20 protein-coding genes are annotated in these 16264 nt (G+C 68.7%); 12 read left to right on the top strand and 8 right to left on the bottom strand.

Annotated features, from left to right (window positions below):
- The first annotated feature begins 47 nt into the window (after nt 1-47).
- From ACEUEL_RS12335 to ACEUEL_RS12320, 4 genes are all read left to right on the top strand, one after another.
- A complete protein-coding gene (locus tag ACEUEL_RS12335) occupies nt 48-467 on the top strand; it encodes a MucR family transcriptional regulator (RefSeq protein WP_405705439.1) in 420 nt (139 codons plus the stop codon).
- 1 nt (nt 468) lies between these two features.
- Nucleotides 469-789, top strand: a complete 321-nt coding sequence (locus ACEUEL_RS12330; RefSeq protein ID WP_405705437.1) for a hypothetical protein — start codon at nt 469-471, stop codon at nt 787-789.
- Between the two features lie 337 nt (nt 790-1126).
- On the top strand, nt 1127-1417 hold the full coding sequence (locus ACEUEL_RS12325) for a helix-turn-helix domain-containing protein (RefSeq protein ID WP_405705433.1): 291 nt from the start codon (nt 1127-1129) through the stop codon (nt 1415-1417).
- The gene (locus tag ACEUEL_RS12320) at nt 1414-2010 is read left to right on the top strand and encodes a DUF6456 domain-containing protein (RefSeq protein ID WP_405705430.1); all 597 of its coding nucleotides are present in this window, start codon (nt 1414-1416) and stop codon (nt 2008-2010) included. Before ACEUEL_RS12325 ends, ACEUEL_RS12320 begins: the two co-directional genes overlap by 4 nt.
- Here the strand turns inward: ACEUEL_RS12320 and ACEUEL_RS12315 are convergent.
- Nucleotides 1991-2419 (bottom strand): SufE family protein, encoded by a 429-nt coding sequence (locus tag ACEUEL_RS12315; RefSeq protein WP_405706752.1) that lies wholly within the window; start codon nt 2417-2419, stop codon nt 1991-1993. The genes ACEUEL_RS12320 and ACEUEL_RS12315 overlap by 20 nt on opposite strands.
- Before the next feature lie 62 nt (nt 2420-2481).
- Nucleotides 2482-2907 (bottom strand): DUF5330 domain-containing protein, encoded by a 426-nt coding sequence (locus ACEUEL_RS12310; RefSeq protein ID WP_405705427.1) that lies wholly within the window; start codon nt 2905-2907, stop codon nt 2482-2484.
- 291 nt (nt 2908-3198) lie between these two features.
- Between ACEUEL_RS12310 and ACEUEL_RS12305 the strand changes: the two genes are divergently transcribed.
- The 3 genes from ACEUEL_RS12305 to ACEUEL_RS12295 all read left to right on the top strand — a co-directional run bounded on the left by ACEUEL_RS12305 (nt 3199) and on the right by ACEUEL_RS12295 (nt 6072).
- Nucleotides 3199-5043, top strand: coding sequence for a PAS domain-containing sensor histidine kinase (locus ACEUEL_RS12305; protein ID WP_405705425.1), 1845 nt, complete (start codon nt 3199-3201; stop codon nt 5041-5043).
- Nucleotides 5044-5164: 121 nt separating this feature from the next.
- Entirely contained in the window at nt 5165-5713 is a 549-nt protein-coding gene (locus tag ACEUEL_RS12300; protein WP_405705422.1) for a peptidoglycan-binding domain-containing protein, read from the top strand.
- Between the two features lie 8 nt (nt 5714-5721).
- Nucleotides 5722-6072: a DUF1491 family protein gene (locus ACEUEL_RS12295; protein WP_405705420.1), complete on the top strand. Its 351-nt coding sequence runs from the start codon at nt 5722-5724 to the stop codon at nt 6070-6072.
- Here ACEUEL_RS12295 and ACEUEL_RS12290 read toward each other — a convergent pair.
- The 4 genes from ACEUEL_RS12290 to ACEUEL_RS12275 all read right to left on the bottom strand — a co-directional run bounded on the left by ACEUEL_RS12290 (nt 6060) and on the right by ACEUEL_RS12275 (nt 10623).
- Nucleotides 6060-7097, bottom strand: a complete 1038-nt coding sequence (locus ACEUEL_RS12290) for a DUF2336 domain-containing protein (protein ID WP_405705417.1) — start codon at nt 7095-7097, stop codon at nt 6060-6062. The genes ACEUEL_RS12295 and ACEUEL_RS12290 overlap by 13 nt on opposite strands.
- A 119-nt stretch (nt 7098-7216) precedes the next feature.
- On the bottom strand, nt 7217-7762 hold the full coding sequence (locus ACEUEL_RS12285) for a DUF1254 domain-containing protein (RefSeq protein WP_405705415.1): 546 nt from the start codon (nt 7760-7762) through the stop codon (nt 7217-7219).
- A complete protein-coding gene (locus tag ACEUEL_RS12280; RefSeq protein ID WP_405705413.1) occupies nt 7759-8334 on the bottom strand; it encodes a DUF1214 domain-containing protein in 576 nt (191 codons plus the stop codon). Before ACEUEL_RS12280 ends, ACEUEL_RS12285 begins: the two co-directional genes overlap by 4 nt.
- Nucleotides 8335-8469: 135 nt before the next feature.
- The gene (locus tag ACEUEL_RS12275; protein WP_405706750.1) at nt 8470-10623 is read right to left on the bottom strand and encodes a transglycosylase domain-containing protein; all 2154 of its coding nucleotides are present in this window, start codon (nt 10621-10623) and stop codon (nt 8470-8472) included.
- Between the two features lie 248 nt (nt 10624-10871).
- Between ACEUEL_RS12275 and ACEUEL_RS12270 the strand changes: the two genes are divergently transcribed.
- The gene (locus tag ACEUEL_RS12270; protein WP_405706748.1) at nt 10872-11393 is read left to right on the top strand and encodes a YcgN family cysteine cluster protein; all 522 of its coding nucleotides are present in this window, start codon (nt 10872-10874) and stop codon (nt 11391-11393) included.
- Here ACEUEL_RS12270 and ACEUEL_RS12265 read toward each other — a convergent pair.
- Nucleotides 11390-12526 carry an alpha-hydroxy acid oxidase gene (locus ACEUEL_RS12265; RefSeq protein WP_405705410.1) on the bottom strand — a complete coding sequence of 379 codons (1137 nt, stop codon included), beginning with the start codon at nt 12524-12526 and terminating at the stop codon, nt 11390-11392. The genes ACEUEL_RS12270 and ACEUEL_RS12265 overlap by 4 nt on opposite strands.
- A gap of 104 nt (nt 12527-12630) precedes the next feature.
- Between ACEUEL_RS12265 and ACEUEL_RS12260 the strand changes: the two genes are divergently transcribed.
- Nucleotides 12631-13395 (top strand): FadR/GntR family transcriptional regulator, encoded by a 765-nt coding sequence (locus ACEUEL_RS12260; protein ID WP_405705407.1) that lies wholly within the window; start codon nt 12631-12633, stop codon nt 13393-13395.
- A gap of 18 nt (nt 13396-13413) precedes the next feature.
- Here ACEUEL_RS12260 and dcd read toward each other — a convergent pair whose 3' ends face one another.
- Nucleotides 13414-13971 carry a dCTP deaminase gene (gene dcd / locus ACEUEL_RS12255; RefSeq protein WP_405705404.1) on the bottom strand — a complete coding sequence of 186 codons (558 nt, stop codon included), beginning with the start codon at nt 13969-13971 and terminating at the stop codon, nt 13414-13416.
- A gap of 173 nt (nt 13972-14144) precedes the next feature.
- Between dcd and ACEUEL_RS12250 the strand changes: the two genes are divergently transcribed.
- The 3 genes from ACEUEL_RS12250 to ACEUEL_RS12240 all read left to right on the top strand — a co-directional run bounded on the left by ACEUEL_RS12250 (nt 14145) and on the right by ACEUEL_RS12240 (nt 16216).
- Nucleotides 14145-14717 carry an NADPH-dependent FMN reductase gene (locus tag ACEUEL_RS12250; RefSeq protein WP_405705401.1) on the top strand — a complete coding sequence of 191 codons (573 nt, stop codon included), beginning with the start codon at nt 14145-14147 and terminating at the stop codon, nt 14715-14717.
- A gap of 79 nt (nt 14718-14796) precedes the next feature.
- Nucleotides 14797-15444 (top strand): TetR/AcrR family transcriptional regulator, encoded by a 648-nt coding sequence (locus ACEUEL_RS12245; protein ID WP_405705399.1) that lies wholly within the window; start codon nt 14797-14799, stop codon nt 15442-15444.
- A 355-nt stretch (nt 15445-15799) separates the two neighbouring features.
- Complete coding sequence (locus ACEUEL_RS12240) at nt 15800-16216, top strand: cupin domain-containing protein (protein ID WP_405705397.1); 417 nt, start codon at nt 15800-15802, stop codon at nt 16214-16216.
- The last annotated feature ends 48 nt before the right edge of the window (nt 16217-16264 follow it).

Raw genomic sequence — 16264 nt, 5'->3', positions numbered from 1 at the left:
CGCGGGCCATTCCGGCGCTCCACCCCATTCTCACCGCAGAACGAGCCATGAGCGATCTCACCGACACGACCAGCCATATCGAACTCGCGGCCGACATCGTGGCCGCCTATGTCAGCAACAATTCGGTCCCGGTCGGCGACCTGCCGAGCCTGATCCGCGACGTCCATACCGCCCTGCTTCGAATCGGTCAGGGCGAGACGGAGCCGCACGTCGAACCGTTGAAGCCGGCCGTTCCGATCAAGAAATCCGTGACGCCGGAATTCATCATCTGCCTCGAGGACGGCAAGAAATTCAAGTCGCTGAAGCGGCATCTGCGGACGCAGTACAATCTCACTCCCGAGCAGTATCGCGAGAAGTGGGGCCTGCCGGCGGACTATCCGATGGTGGCTCCCAGCTACGCCACGGCGCGCTCGGCTCTCGCCAAGCAGATGGGGCTGGGTCAGCAGCGTCGGCGTTCGACGCGTTGATTTGATCCTTCGCCGCCTTGCGCGGTTGCGCGTCCAGGTGCGGCGGTCCCGCAAGGCGGACGCCCCCGCCGGTCATGCAAGGCTGCGCCGCGAGAAGCCGGCGCAGCGCCGCATGCCGGGCGGCGTCATAGCCGGTGCCGCGGAGCGCCGCACGCCGTTCGGCGCGCAGCAGGCGGCGGATTGCATCAGCCTGACGCTCCGCCGGATTGGTCCCGACGAACGCGGCCACTGCGCGGACATGGGCTGTGATCAGGTCGTCCCGCCGATCGAGGCGCATGAAGCGCAGGTGCGGGCGACGTTGCGACGGAAAACGCATCTGTAGGACTCCGGAGCGACAGACAACGCAGTGTCGGGCGTCCCGCCGGCATGCGGATAAAATTCCTAGGAACGGCCGCGTTCCGACGGTGAGCGTTTCAGGTCGATGTAGATTACTTATACTTTTCAATAGCTTGAATTTTTCGCGTTGCGGCGAACATAGGAATTTTATCCGCAGGGTCACACTTCAAGGATAGGCTTGCCGGAGTTGAAATCCTGAGTTGCAGGTTCCGGCCATGCTATTCGCGGCTCCTCGCCACACGGCCAAATCCGCGCCGATTCCATCCCATAAACAGAGCCCGCCCTGCCTGAAGGGCGACGCGCCTCTGGCTCTCTGCCAACTGGTGGCGAACATCACGGCGGCGGCGCTGGACCTCTCGCCGGCAGACATCCTCGGCCCGGACCGCCGCCGCCAAAGCGCCCATGCGCGGGCGATCGCCATGTATCTCGCCCATGTCGGATTGGGCATGAGCCTCGCGCAGGTCGGCCGTGGCTTTGGCCGTCATCATTCGACCGTTGCCCATGCCTGCCGGGTGGTCGAGGAGATGCGCGACGACAGTGCGCAGGATGGCCGTCTCGACTTTCTCGAGTTCACCGCCTGCTGGGCGGCCTATGGTTGGGGGCTTGGCCGATGAATGAGCCGACCGCGTCGTCGCCGTCCGTTATCGGCCAGGCACGCATCGAGATCGACGGCATTGCCGCCGAGGTGCTGGTGGACCTCGCCGAGAGCCCGCTGGCGTGGCTTGCCCGCCGGAAGGGGCGCGATGGTCGTCCCATGGTCGACGCCACCCAGCTCGTCGCCGGCGAGCGGCTGCGCCTCGATTTCACCCGCGCCCAGATGACGCCGCGCCTCACCTCGGACTGGTCGGGAACGGGCGGTCGCGGACGTCGTCGGGCAGGCGCCACGCCAGGCCCGAGCGTATCGGAGGCGATTCTCGCCGCGAAGGAGCGGGTTGATCGCGCGCTGACGGCGGTCGGCCCGGAATTTGCGGGCCTGCTGCTGGATGTCTGCTGCTTTCTCAAGGGAATGGAGCAGGTTGAGAGTGAGCGTGGCTGGCCAGCGCGGGCCGCTAAGGTCGTGCTCGGGCTGGGACTTGATCGCCTTGCCCGCCACTATGGGGTGGCCGGCAGCATCCGGGGCCGCGAACGAACCCGCAGTCGCGCGTGGCTCGCGCCAGGCGCGCGGCCGACGATCGAGGACGAAGGGGTCAGTCCGCCGCAGCCGTGAGTGCCGCGCGCGCGTCCGCCCGAATACGTTCGACCATGGAGCGTAGGCCGTTCGAGCGTTGCGGCGTGAGATGCTCGCGCAAGCCGATGCGCTCGAACACCCTCGCGGGATCGGTCGCGAGAATCTCCGCGGCTGTTCGGCCGGAATAGAGCGCGAGGAGAATGGCGATCAGGCCGCGCACGATATGCGCGTCGGAATCGCCCCGAAACGACAACCCGTTCGAGCCATTTCCGACGGACTGGTCCGCCACCAGCCAGACCTGACTGGCGCAGCCCTGAACCTTGTTGGTCTCGGTCCGATCGGTCTCGGGGAAGGGCGGCAGCTTGCGGCCGAGTTCGATCACATAGCGATAGCGATCGTCCCAGTTATCCAGCAGCTCGAAATCATCGATGATCGCGTCGATATCCATGCTGCGCATATAGGGCGCCGCACGTCACAAACGCAACGCCGCCGCGGGCGTGGCGATGCCGATCAGGCCGGCCGCTTGGGCGGCACGGGCACATGGCCGGCATCGGGCGGCGTGCGCCCGTCACCGCTTTCCGCGGGGCCACGCCACTCGGCGCCGAGATCGCCCTTGGTGAGGGTGTCGACCCCCTTACCGCTGTGCACGGCCGCCGCGCGCTTCTGCTCGACGATCTTCTGGCTCACGAACTCGAACACCATCAACGCGCCTTCGCGGGCCCGCTCACCCACCGCATCGAGCATCTGGGCGCCGACCGCGCAGGCCTGGGGTTGCCGGCCGCAGAAGCCGCCAGCATCGGCCACCGTCGCGGTTGCCGCTGACAGCGCTTCGACCGGATTGACCTTCTCCGTCACGTCCTGGCCCGACTTCGGCACCCCGGGGAGCAGCACGAGAACGATCGTCAGCCAGAACGCGGTACGCAGCAGAAACATCATGACGCCTGCCTCAACATCGAACGCCAGCGCCTTTCCGACGCCATTTCCTCCACGCTAGCAGCCTTGCCTTGAAGTTCTGGAATCAGATTGCGGCAAAGTCCTGCAGTTTGCGAAAGCTCCTGTTAAGACCCCCGGCGTGCGGTGAGTTCCGTGCGGTGAGTTCCCTGCGCGGAGCGACGTGACTTAGGCCGACTTCATCGACCCGGCTTAGGGTTCGCTTAAGCCGTCGATGGCAGCATGTCGGGAAGGTCAGGGGCAGCGCGGCCCGAAGCGCTGCCGTCGGTTTCGAGCATGATGTCGGTTTTTGTTCCGCTGCAGGCCTATCTCGATACGCTCGTGCACCCTGCCGTGCGCGCGGGCGGCCGCGGGCCGGCGGCCGCCGATGCGGTGGTGGTCGCCAAGCATCGGGGTTTCATCGGCTCCCGGCTCACGGGCGGCGCCTGCGCCCTTGCGGCGTTGCCGGTCTTCCTCGCCGTGCGGGGGGCGCCGGGGGCGGTTGAAGCCATGATCTTCGCCTGGCTTGTGGCCCCTATCGGCATCGCCGTGTACCTGTCGCGGACCGGGCGTTTCGAAGTGGCGCATCTGATGTCCGCGCTCACGCTCGCAGGGCTCGTGGCGGCCGTCGCGGCCGTCACCGGGGGGCTGAATGCCTTCGTGATCCCGTGGCTGCTCGTCATCCCGCTCGAGTCGGCCTTCACCGCATCGCGTCGCGTCGCGGCCGTGGCGGCGGCGGCCGCGCTTTCCGTCGCGTTCGGTCTGTTTGCCGCCGATAGTCTGCATCTCCTGCCCGCGCCGCGTCCCGAACTTCTGGAGAGCGAGTGGCTGCGGTTGTTCGGTCTGCTGACCGCCGTGCTCTATGCCGCCGCTCTCGCCGCCAGTGCGACCTATATCGGCGAGACGGGCGAACAACTGGTGCGCCAGCAGGAAGCCCGCTACCACTTGCTCGCGCAGAACATGACGGACGTAATCACCCGCCATGCCCGCTCCGGCGACGCCGTCTTCGTGTCGCCCGGCGCCCGGGAGTTGTTCGGCGTACCCAGCGAGGCGCTGCTGAACAACGGTTTGTTCGAGCGCGTTCATGTCGCCGATCGCCCGGCCTATCTGCGGGCGCTCGCCAATGCCGCGCGCGACGGCACCGGCGCCATCGAGTTCCGCGTGCGCCGGGGTCCGCTCGACGGCGGCGAGCCTGTCTTCATCTGGGTCGAGATGCGGGCACGCGCTGTCGACGACTGGCCGGGCGCCGGCCGTGATGGCACGTCGGGGCGCCAGGTGGTCGCGGTCACGCGCGATATCTCCGAGCGCAAGCGTACCGAGATCACGCTGGCCGATGCGCGTGAGGTGGCCGAAAGCGCCGATCTCGCCAAGACCCGCTTTCTGGCGAGCATGAGCCATGAACTGCGCACCCCGCTCAATGCCATCATCGGCTTCTCGGAAATCCTGATGGCGGGCGACGAAGGCAAGGTGCCAGCCGAGCGGCGGGCCGGCTATGCCCGCCTGATCCACGAGAGCGGCCAGCATTTGCTCAGCGTGGTCAACGGCATCCTTGATCTTTCCCGCATCGAATCCGGCGGCTTCGAGCTTCTCCCCGAGTCCTTTGAACTCGCGCCGCTGCTGGCGGGCTGCACCTCCATGGTCGCGCTCAAGGCGGAGGAGGCCGGCATTAAGGTGGTGACCGAGGTCGATCCCGCGCTCGGCGAACTGGTGCTCGACAAGCGCGCGCTGCGCCAGATCGTCATCAATCTCCTCTCCAATGCCGTGAAGTTCACCCCTGCCGGCGGCTCGATCCGCATCGTCGCCAGGGCCAGCGGCGCCGACCTGATGCTGCGCGTGACGGACACCGGGATCGGTATTGCGGAAGCCGATCTCATGCGCCTCGGGCAACCCTTCTTCCAGGCGCGCTCCTCCTATGATCGCCCCTATGAAGGCAGCGGTCTCGGCCTTTCGGTGGTCAAGGGGCTGGTCGCGCTCCACGGCGGCACGGTCGAGATTGGCAGCCGCGTCGGCGAAGGCACCAGCGTCGAGGTGCGGCTGCCGTTGCACATGGCGGCCGGGGTGGAGGAACGGCCGAAGATCGCTCGTCTCCCGCGCCGACCCTCGTCGGTCGACACCGCCGACCTCCTGAAGAAGCGCGCGTGAAGGATAAAACATGATGTCGCGTTCCTTCGCTTCCGACCTGCTGCGTGACCCGATCGGTTTTGACGACGAGCCGCGCGGCCTGTTCGCGCGCCTCATGCCCGAACGGCGGACCGACCTGTTCATGCTGCTGCTGCTGGCGGCGGCATCGGCAGCCGTGCTCGGCAACGCACTGGCCTTGCAGGAAAAAGCTCGGGGGACCGGGGATCTCGCGGTCGAGACGACGGCCGCACCGGTATCCTCCGCCGCGCCCTTGCCCGTTCCGACCCCGTCGCCTCTGTTTGCCGCTCCCGATCCGGCGACGACGACCGAGGCAGGTTCGGATGCGAAGGCGCCGGCGGCCGGTGCCAAGCCGGCGCCGAAGCCACGAAGTGCCGCCGTGCCGACCCCCTCGTCCAAACCGGCGGCGGCACCGGTCCCGGCCGCGCCGTCGGCCACGGACGCGATTCCCCGGCCGCCGGCGGATGTCGCGGCCTCGCCGCGGCTCGTGGCGGTGCAGAAGGCGCTCGCCAAGCTGGGCTATGGACCGCTCAAGGTCGATGGCCAGACCGGCGCGGCGACCCGCGATGCCATCATCCGTTTCGAGCGTGATCGGCGGCTGCCCATCTCCGGTGTCGTGTCGGACCGTCTGGTGCGCGAGCTCAATGCCGTGGCCGGCCTGAACATCCAGTAGGCGGACGCGTGCGGCTCAAGAGCGCCATACTCGTCGCGGCGCTCGTCCGGCGCGCAAATGGTCAGGGCGCCTTCGCCGCTGTCCGCCGACGCGGTGCGGAGGAGGCTGGCGCCATCTTCGTCAAGGTCGCCACGCTGGATGGTCATGCGTCACTCTACGCACCTGCGCTGCCAACCCTGTCGGCCGAAGACGACGGCGAGCGCCGCTTCGAGGTGCTGCTTGCGCCCGGCAGCACGGAGCAGGCCGTCGAGGAGCGTATGGCGCGCGAGATCGGCTTCGACCCTGACATCTGGTTCGTCGAAATCGAGGACCGCGAGGGGCGTCCCTTCGTCGAACTCGCCCGGGGTCAGCCGCGCTGACGGCGCGCGCCGGCCTCTTCCGCAGCGCCGGGGGCGATACGGCGTGCACCACCGAAGCTGCGCATGGACGGCGGCGCCTCGGTCTTCCGGCCCGCAGCGGGACGGCGGGCGCCCTCCCGCCAGGCTGCTGCCAGATGGTGGACCGAACTGTCGGGCAGCGTCTCGAACAGGTCGGCGAGACCGAAGACGCGGGTCACCGACTGGCCGATTGCCGGATTGAGGAAGAAGAGAATCCGCGACACGGCGTCGAAATTCATGCCGAGCGCCCGGCAGGCGACGATGAGGGCCTCGCCGCTGCCGTCGGCGACAATGGCGCCGGCAATCTCTTCCGAGACGCCGAGCGCCTGCTGGAGCCCATCGCGAAAGCTCTCCGGCTGATGACGGATGGCCGCCTGATCGAGACGTTCCAGAGCCGCGTGGCTGGCGCGCGGCGCGCGCTCGCTCAGCGGTAGCGGCGGCAGGGCGACGAGGCTGTCGAGGATCAGCGCCCGCTCGGCGGCGGAGGCACGGAGGAAGTCGCCGGGCCCCAGCGAGAGGCGCGGCGCGGGAACCGGGGGCACGACGGCGGGTTCGACCCGGCTGGCGGAGCGCGCGTCATGGGTCGCGGCAGCGAGCCGCTTGGCGAGGGTCGGCGGCACATCGCGCCGCGCCGCGATGGCGGCGACATGGGCCGCGGAACTTGTCTCGGCAAGCGCCATCAAGGTCACTTCGTCGAGCACCGGCGACTGCCGCAGCATGGGCGCGGCCAGTTCGATAGGCGCCTGCGCGAGGTGGAGCGCCACGGCATAGGGCGTGGCCGGATGCGGGGCGAGCAGCGCGGATGCGCTCGTTGCCGTGCGAGCGTCCACGGCGTCGAAGAGCCGGAGCGCGAGCACCGTGAAGCGCTGCTGTGCAGGCGCGTCGGGCCGGGACTGTGCAACATAGTGCTCGACGAGCGACTTCAGGAGCAGCGGACGGGTATCCACACCGGCGCGACGTGCCGCTTCGATCGAACGGCGGAGATCGGCAAGAAAGTCGTCGGCCATGGCGGTGCTCGCAAATTGCAAGCGATTCCGAATCAGAAGCGCTGCTGCGATTAGACCCGCCAAAAATTAGCGTCGCGTTAACCTTGATTTCCCTTGCCGCCCCTCGTTTTCCGCGAGGCTCAGGTCGCGGAGCCGCAGGTCGCCGCTTCGAGCCGCCGCCGCACGTCCTCCCGCGCCCCGCGCTCGCGCACGAACGCCCGCACCAGCACCATTCCGGTCTCGGACGGCGATTCGACGACGAGACGATCGGCCACCGTGACCTCGTCGTCATCGGGCAGCGCGGCCTTCTGGCTGGGGCTCATCAGATCGAGCTCGATGATCCGCCGGCCCGCCGAGCGGTCGTTGATCGCGTAATAGGGCAGACCGAGCCGCGTATAGAACGACACCGACGTGTAGTCCGGCGAGGTCGGGATGCGCAGCTTCAGAGGCCCCTGCTCGAGGTCGTAGAGGCAGACCAGCGCGACGAAGGCCGGATCCGTTGCCGGCAGCACGGCGCCGAAGGGGGTGGGATCGTCGATCGGCGCCACGGCATTCGGGCTGCCGATCGCCGACAGACGCGCATAGGCGTCGCGCTCGGCGAAATGCGGCAACATCAGCACCGAGACGAGATGGACGATGCCGCCGAGCACCAGTCCGATGGCCAGCGGCAGGGCGAAGCGTTTCACGGGCAGCGCTCCGTGATGATGGCGGGCATTTCGGGGGCGTCGCTGGTGCGCGTGGCGAGGCCGACCGGGGCGTCGTAGAGGCGCAGCGTCAGCATCAGGCGATCGCGTGCGCCGCTGGGCAGCCAGTTGCCGGGCCGCGCGCGCGGAGCAACGACGATTTCGGCGTTGCCATCCTGCGTCCAGACCACCTCGGCGCTGGTGAAGCCATAGCGGCCGGCGACGTTGTCGATCAGCCGTCCGCGCTGGTCGGTAAGGGTCAGCGTCCAGTACCGGGCCTGGGGCAGCTTGCCGACCAGCCGGATGTCGCAGCGCCCATCCAGCGCGCGCCCCTCGCTGTCCCGGGTCGCAATGAAGGCCAGCCCGTCGGCGAGTTCGATGGGCAGTTCGCCCGAACGGGCGAAGGTGGCCCGTGCATAGGGATCGGCGTCCTCGGTGCCGGATTTCGGCCATGCACGCCAAGGGCCGGCCTTCACCGTGCCGAAGCCGTAGTCATCGCGCGTCGCCGCCCATGTCAGGCCGAGGCCGACGGTGGCGCCGATGGCAAGGGTCAGGATGTAGGGCAGGGCACGCACGATGTGTCGGCGATCCGGAAGGGCGTTAGCAGGAGACCATCGCGGTCATATAGCACGGCTCGCACCGGCCGGGTGTTTTCGTCCGGCGTGGTGAGGGAGGACGACACTGCAGGCCTTCATTCGCCACCCCCACGGTCAATTGCTGCCGGTCGGCGCATCGATGGCCGCCGTGGAGCGCGGGACACCGGGTGTGCCGGCTGCTTCCCTCAGGAGCTTTTCGATGCGCAGGAGGCGATCGGCCGCCAGCGGCGCCAAGGTCACCGGCCGCTGCTGAACGCCATCCACCTGCAGCGGCGAGGCTTGCGCTGCCGCCCCGTCGAGTTTCGGCGGCGCCTGGTTGCCGAGCCCCGGCGTCGGCTTCAGCTCGATACCCTGATGGGCGAATGCCATCACCTTCTGCCACGTCATGGCGGGCAGCGTACCGCCGGTCATCTTGCGGGTCGGCTCGTAATTGTCGTTGCCGAACCAGATGGCCCCTACATAGTTGCCGGTGAAACCAACGAACCATGCGTCACGGTAGGCATTGGTCGTGCCCGTCTTTCCCGAGACCTTGGTGCCGGGCAGCATGGCACGCCGCGCCGTGCCGTTCTCCACCACGCTGTTCAGCATCGGGTTGATCATGGCGATGATGTTCTCGGGGATCACCCGGTGCGGTGGCGGCGCGTTCCGGGCGAAGCTCCACACCGGCTCGCCGGCGGGCGTGCGCATCTCGATGATGGTGTGGGGGTCCACCGACATGCCGTTATTGGCGAATACGGCATAGCCGGTCGCCTGATCGAGCACGGTCACTTCCGCCGCGCCGAGCGGCAGCGCACGCGTGATCTTGAGCTCGCTCTTCACGCCCATCGCATGGGCGAGATCGACGATTCGTCCGCGCCCGATCGCTTCCGCCAGCTTCACCGCGACCGTGTTCAGCGAACGGGTAAGGGCGGTGATCAGCGGAATGCGCCCGGAATAGGAACGGCCGTAATTCTGCGGGCACCAATTGCCGATGCAGATCGGGCCGTCGACCACGATGGTCTGCGGCGTGAATTTCCCCGTCATCAGGGCGGCGGTGTAGACATAGGGCTTGAACGAGGAGCCCGGCTGGCGGAGCGCGTCGGTGGCGCGGTTGAACTGGCTCTCGCCATAGTCGGTGCCGCCGACCATCGCCCGGATGGCGCCGTTCGGCTCCATGATCACCATCGCCGCCTGCTTGGCGCCGTAGTCCTTGCCGAATTGCCGGATGGCGTCCCGCACCGCCGCATCCGCCGCCTTCTGGATGTTCGAATCGAGTGCGGTTCGCACCACGAAGGAGCGCTCCGCGTAGGATTTCGGCAGCGTGTCGACGATCTTCTTCACTTCGTTGAAGGCGTAGTCGAGGTAGTATTCGGGGACGTCGTCCAGCTTGCGGTCGACCGGCGTTGCCGGATTGCGACGCGCACCGAAGACCTGGCCTTCGGTCATGAAACCGGCATCGACCAGGTTGTCGAGCACGACCGAGGCGCGCCCGCGCGCGGCGGGCAGGTTGACGTGGGGCGCGAATTTCGAGGGCGCCTTGAACAAGCCCGCCAGCATGGCCGCTTCGGCGAGCGTGACGTCGCGGGCGGACTTGCCGAAGTAGAACTGCGCGGCCGCGTCGACGCCGAACGACCCGCCGCCCATATAGGCGCGGTCGAGATAGAGCTTCAGGATCTGGTTCTTGGTGAGGTGGAACTCGAGCCAGAGCGCCAGGAAGGCTTCCTTGATCTTGCGTTCGAGCGTTCGCTCGTTCGAGAGGAACAGGTTCTTGGCCAGCTGCTGGGAGAGCGACGAGCCGCCCTGCACGACGCCGCCCGCCCGCGCGTTCGAGAGCACCGCCCGGAAGGTGCCGGGTATGTCGATGCCGAAATGCTCGTAGAAGCGCCGATCCTCCGTTGCGAGAACCGCCTTGATCAGGTGATCTGGAAATTCCTCCAGCGGCACCGTGTCGTTGTGCCGGATGCCGCGCTCACCGATGACATTGCCGTAGCGATCCTGGAACACCACGGAGAGCTCGGCGCGCTTGAGCCAGTCGTCGGAGGTCTCCCGGAAGGCGGGGATGGCGAGCGCCAGCATCAGAACAGCGCCGACGGCGCCCCATGTCATGCCCTCGGATGCGACCTCGACCGCAAGGCGCGTGGGGCCCTGGACGTGGAAGCGGTCCATGAAGGCGATGAACGATTCCCACCCGCTGCGAAGACGCGCGCCGGCGGCATAAATGGAGCTGTCGATCCAGGAATCGAGCGCCAGCAGGGCATGCCGGAGCTTGCGCGAGCGCCGGGACGGCACTGGTGCCGGCTCGTCGGCCGCCTTGGCCTGCGTTTCCGGCAGCCCTTTCTCCGACTTCTCGTCCAAGCCTGTCTTCCTCGTGCGCGCAGGAGGTTCTTATAGCCGAGCGCATTGCGGCGGGCGAGAGGCACGGGGCGTGCGGATGACCTCCCCGCCCGGTAACATTTGCGCGCCGGGAACCCTTCGCCTCGTGGCGGCGCGCTCGGGGATGGGTCGCCATGAAGGCCGACCGCCTGTATGAAGGCGCCATGACCGATGCCCCCCCGCCGTCCGACCTCCCGGAGGCGCCCTTCTGGGCGCGAAAATCGCTGGAGGAGATGACCCAGCCGGAGTGGGAGAGCCTGTGCGACGGCTGCGGGCGCTGCTGCCTCGTCAAACTCGAGGACGAGGACAGTGGGGCCGTGGCCTATACCGATATCGGGTGCCGCCTGCTCGACGACTTCCACTGCCGCTGCCGCGACTATCCCGACCGCCAGACCCATGTTCCAGACTGCGTCCGCCTGACCCCGGACGCCGTGCGTGGGCTCGGCTGGCTGCCGCCATCCTGCGGTTATCGCCTCGTGGCCGAGGGCAGGCCGCTCTACTGGTGGCATCCGCTCGTCTCGGGAGACCCCGAGACGGTGCATACGGCCGGCGTCTCCGTGCGCGGGCGGGTCGCGGCGCTGGAGGACGAACTGCCGATGGCCGATTTCGTCGACCACATGGTCCGCTGGCCGCTGCGCCTCTCGAGGCGCGCCGCCGGGCCATCCTCGCGGCGGAAAGCCGGCTAGAAGCCCAGCACGCTGCGGTCCACGGCCGTCACGTCCTTGGTCCCGGTCAGCGCCATGGAGACGTCGAGTTCCTTGCGGATGATCTCGATCGCCTGCGCGACCCCCTTCTGTCCGCCGGCCGCGAGAGCCCAGAGGAAGGCTTTTCCGATCAGGCAGCCCTTCGCGCCCAGGGCCACCGCCTTCAGCACATCCTGGCCCGATTGAACGCCGCCGTCGAACAGGAGTTCGGTCGATCCGCCAAGAGCCTCGGCGATCTTCGGCAGCGCCGAGATCGACGAGCGCGCGCCGTCGAGCTGGCGCCCGCCATGGTTCGAGACGACGATGGCGTCGGCCCCCGTCGCTGCCGCGATCTTCGCATCCTCGACATCGAGGACGCCCTTGAGGATCAGCTTGCCCGGCCAGATCGATCGCACCCACTCGACGTCCTTCCAGCTCAGCGAGGGATCGAACTGGCCGGCGATCCACTGCGACAGCGTCGTCAGGCTATCGGCACCCGGCACCTTGTCCGCGAGATTGCCGAAGGAGTGGCGCTTACCCATCAGCACGCTCAACGCCCAGGCCGGCTTGGTGGCGGTGTCGAGGGCGTTGGCGAGCGTGAGCTTGGGGGGTACGGTGAGGCCGTTCTTGATGTCGCGATGACGCTGGCCCTGGATCTGGAGGTCCAGCGTCAGCACCAGCGCGGAGCATTTCGCCGCCTTCGCACGCTCGATCAGCGAGGCCGAGAAAGCCCGGTCGCGCATCACATAAAGCTGGAACCAGAAGGGCTTGGAGACGGCCCCGGCGACGTCCTCGATCGAGCAGATCGACATGGTCGACAGCGTGAACGGTATCCCCGCCGCATGGGCCGCTCGGCAGCCATGAATCTCGCCATCGCCATGGAACAGCCCCGTGAGGCCCGTAGGGGCGATGGCGAGGGGGAGCGCGGCGGGCTCGCCGACCAGCGTGGTCGCCGTCGAGCGGTCGGAGACGTCGATCATCACCCGCTGGCGCAGCGGGATGGCGGCGAGCTCGGCGCGGTTGGCGTTGAGCGTCACCTCGTCATAGGAGCCCTTGTCGGCATATTCGAACACCGCCCGCGGCACGCGCCGCTTCGCCCGGGCGCGCAGGTCCTGGATGGTGGTGATCGCGGCCATGGCGGTGCAGCCTTCATTTCGGGGTTGTTCAGCGGACGGCTCATCTGGTAAATTAATTTGACCATCGATGTCAATCGGACAATTTACGCGACCACGGACGCCCCATGATCGAGCCGCTGCGCCCCCCGAAGCTCGCCGAATCCATCGCCGACCATATCGAAGGCCTTATTCTGGAAGGGGTTCTGCGTCCCGGCGAGCGGCTGGCGAGCGAGCGCGACCTCGCCGAGCGGCTGGAGGTCTCGCGCCCCTCGCTGCGCGAAGCGATTCGCTTGCTGGAGACGCGCGGGCTGCTGGAGACCGGGCGGAACGGCACGGTGGTGGCCGAGTTCCTCGCCTCGCTGACCGCGCCGCTGGCCGGCCTGCTGCGTTCGGATGCGCGGGTGACAGACGATTATTTCGAGTATCGCGAGGGTGTCGAGGGCAAGGCGGCGGGCCTTGCCGCGCTGCGCGCGACCGGGCCGGAGCGGCAGGCGGTGCGGTCCTGCCTCGCGGCGATGGAGGAGGCGCACCGGCTCGACGACCCGGAAAAGGAGGCGGAGACCGACATCGAACTGCACCGCCTCGTCTACGAGGCCTCCCACAATCTCGTCATCCTGCACGTCATGCGGGCCTTTTCCGAGATGCTGCGGCGGGATATTTTCTTCAGCCGGATCAAGGTCTTCCGGCAGGACGGCGTGCGTGAGGCGCTGCTGGAGCAGCACCGCGCGATCGGGGCGGCGGTGGTCTCCGGCGATGTCGCGGCGGCCGAGGCGGCCAGCCGTGCGCACATGATCTACACCGCCCGCGCCATACGCGAATTGCGCCGCGACGAGGAGCGCCTCGGCCGCGCCGTGCGCCGGCTCGGGCGCGGCGACCTGCTCGCCAGCTAAGCCTCTGCCGAGAAACGTCTATCCGGCCGCCCGCTGGCCGGCGAACTGGCCGCGATAGCCGCGCTCGGGCACGCCCAGCGTCTGCTCGATGATGAGCTGGCAGACCTTCATGCCGGCCCGGAGCCGGATCGGGCGCGGGCCGAGATTGATGATCTCGAGCTGGATCCGGCCGGTCGAACCGGCGTGGATGGTCGGTGCGGTGAGGTGGACGATCAGACCGATGCGTGCGAGCGAGCTCTTGCCCTCCACCCGGGCGGCGAGCCGGGCGGTCGGCTGCAGGTCCACCTTCTCGCAGGTCCACCCCAGCACCAGCCGGCCGGGGTCGAGCACGAAGCCGTCCGCGCCGATCTCGATGTCGTCCGCCATGGCGCGGATGGCTTCCGCGAAGCTGTAGCCCGGGCCGGCCGGATCGATCACCGGGTCCTGCCCCGCCACCGGCTCGCGGTAGAGCGTCATGCGGGCGTCGAGCGCGAGGTCGACGCCGTTCGGGGCATAGGCCTCTGGCGGGGGCGGCGGGTCGATGCTCAGCGCGCCCTCGCGAATGGCGTCGGCAATGTCGCGGTCGGTCAGGATCACGCGGCTACGCAGCTCCCTGTCGGCGCCCGCACGCACGGGCGGCGGGCCGGAACGATGGGTAGCACGCGGCATTGAGCAGGGCGAGCCGTGCCATTCCGCAAATCATGGCTTGAAATGGTACGATACCGTACGGTACCGATTCGCGATAACGCTCCCCATTCGAGAGAATCCCCATGTCCTCGCTCCCCAAGCTCATCGGCATTTCCGGCAGCCTGCGCGCCGGCTCCTTCTCCACCGCGGTCCTCGAAGGGTTGAAGGACGCGCTGGCCGGCAAGGCCGAACTCCTGGTGTTCCGCCTGAACGACGTGCCGCTCTATAATGGCGACCTCGACAACGCGACGCCGCCGGCCGGCGTCACCGCCCTGCGCGAGGCGATCAAGGCGGCGGACGGCGCCATCGTCGCCACGCCCGAATACAATTATGCGACATCCGGCGTGCTGAAGAACGCCATCGACTGGGCCTCGCGCCCCTATGGCCAGAGCGCCTTCGCGGCGAAGCCGTCGCTGATCGTCTCCTCCTCGCCGGGCGTCACCGGCGGCGTACGCGCGCAGCATCAGGTGCGCGACGCGCTGAGCGCCGCCGGCGCCCGCGTCGTGTCCTATCCGCATGTCGCCATCGCCGAGGTCCAGAAGAAGGTCACCGACGGCAAGCTGACCGACAAGGCGGCGCTGGACTTTACCCTGGGTGCGATCGACGTTCTCCTCACCGAGATCCGTCTCGTGGAGACGCTGAAGAAGGCGGCCTGACACGTCACAGCCCGACCATAGGCCGGATGCGGCCTCCCGCGAGGGTGACGCGGCCGAGCGCGCGGAAGCGCTGCCGGCCGTGGGGGAGGGCGCGCCGAAATCGACCCTGCGGCGCTGCCCGAGCCGGCGCACCGAGCGCGGCTCGGCCACCTGCACGCGCCTGCGCGTGCTCGCGGCCGAGCTGTTCCTGGAGCGCGGCTATGACGGGGTGAGCCTCGACGAGATCGTGCGCGCCGCCGGCGGCTCCAAGACCAATGTCTACGGTTTCTTCGGCGGCAAGGAAGGGCTGCTGCTCGCCGTCGCCGAGGATGTCTGCCGCGATCTGGTGGCGCCGATCGAGGCGGTGGAGCTCGACGGGCTGTCGCTGGAGGCCGGGCTGACGCGGCTCGGCGAGGTGCTGCTCGAGGTGCTGCTGGCGCCGCGCCATCTCGCCTTCTTCCGCCTCGTGATCGGCGAAGGTCGGCGCTTTCCGGTGCTCGGCAGGATCTGGCACGAGAACGGCCCGGAAGTCTCGCGCGCGGTGGTCACCGCGTTTCTCGAGCGGCACCGCGACGACCCGCGCCTCGCGCGCGGGCTGGATGTGCCGGCGCTGGCGTCGGTGTTCCACGACCTGATCGCCGGCGAACTGCTCTACCGCGCCTGGGTCGGCTGCCCGGTCGCGCCCGCCGAGCGCGCGCGTGCCGTGGCGCGGGCGGTGGCGGTGGTGGTGCCGCCCGCCCCGGGCTGAGGCGCGATGATCGTTCGGCTTTGCGGCAAAGAAGCACCGCTCTCGGCGCTGATGGCGGGGAGCGCCATCCCCCGGGCGTCATCCCGGACGCGCCATCGGCGCGATCCGGGATCGGGCGCCGGAAGCGGCGCCGTCCGCGGATGGCGATCCCGGCTCTCCGCTGCGCTGCGGCCGGGATGACGCCGAGGAGGCCACGTCGCCATCGCGGCGGATGACGAATCGAGATCGTCGGAGCCCGCCCGCGCCGAGGTGTGTCGCGCGCGAGCCCGCTGGCGCCCCGCGCCCCGCATGCTAGCCTTGGCCGCACGCGCAGGAACGGGCCGGCCATCTGGCCTCGCCGCGCGGGGAGGCCGCCATGACAGACCCAGTCCCGACCGGACCCGCCACGACGGAGCCGCTGAACATCCTCCGGATCAGCGAGGACGCGGCCGGCGAGAGCCATTTCGACGCCTTCGCGCTTCCCCGCACCCTGGCCCAGTTCGCGCCGCCGGCGGTGCCCTTCTTCACCTCCGGCCTGCAGCCCGCCACCGGCTATGTCGTCATCCGCATCCCCGTCGGCTGGAAGGGCGAGTTCCACCGCTCGCCGCACCGGCAGATGCTGTTCTGCTGGGCCGGCACCCTCACCGTGACGGCCAGCGACGGCACCGTGCGCACGGTGAGCGCGGGCGATGCCTGGCTGATGGCGGATAATCACGGCCGCGGCCATGCCAGCGCGGTGACCTCGGACGTCGCCTTCGACGCGGTCATCGTGACGCTGCCGGAGGCGGGGTAGTCCGGGGCTGGATCGATCGGAAACGCGGCGAGCGCAGCGCTTGCCGGA

This window comes from Ancylobacter terrae (assembly GCF_045108345.1).
In the GTDB taxonomy this organism is placed as follows: Bacteria; Pseudomonadota; Alphaproteobacteria; order Rhizobiales; family Xanthobacteraceae; genus Ancylobacter.
Note: the sequence above shows the minus strand (reverse complement) of the source record. Positions and strands in the feature narration are given on the sequence as shown.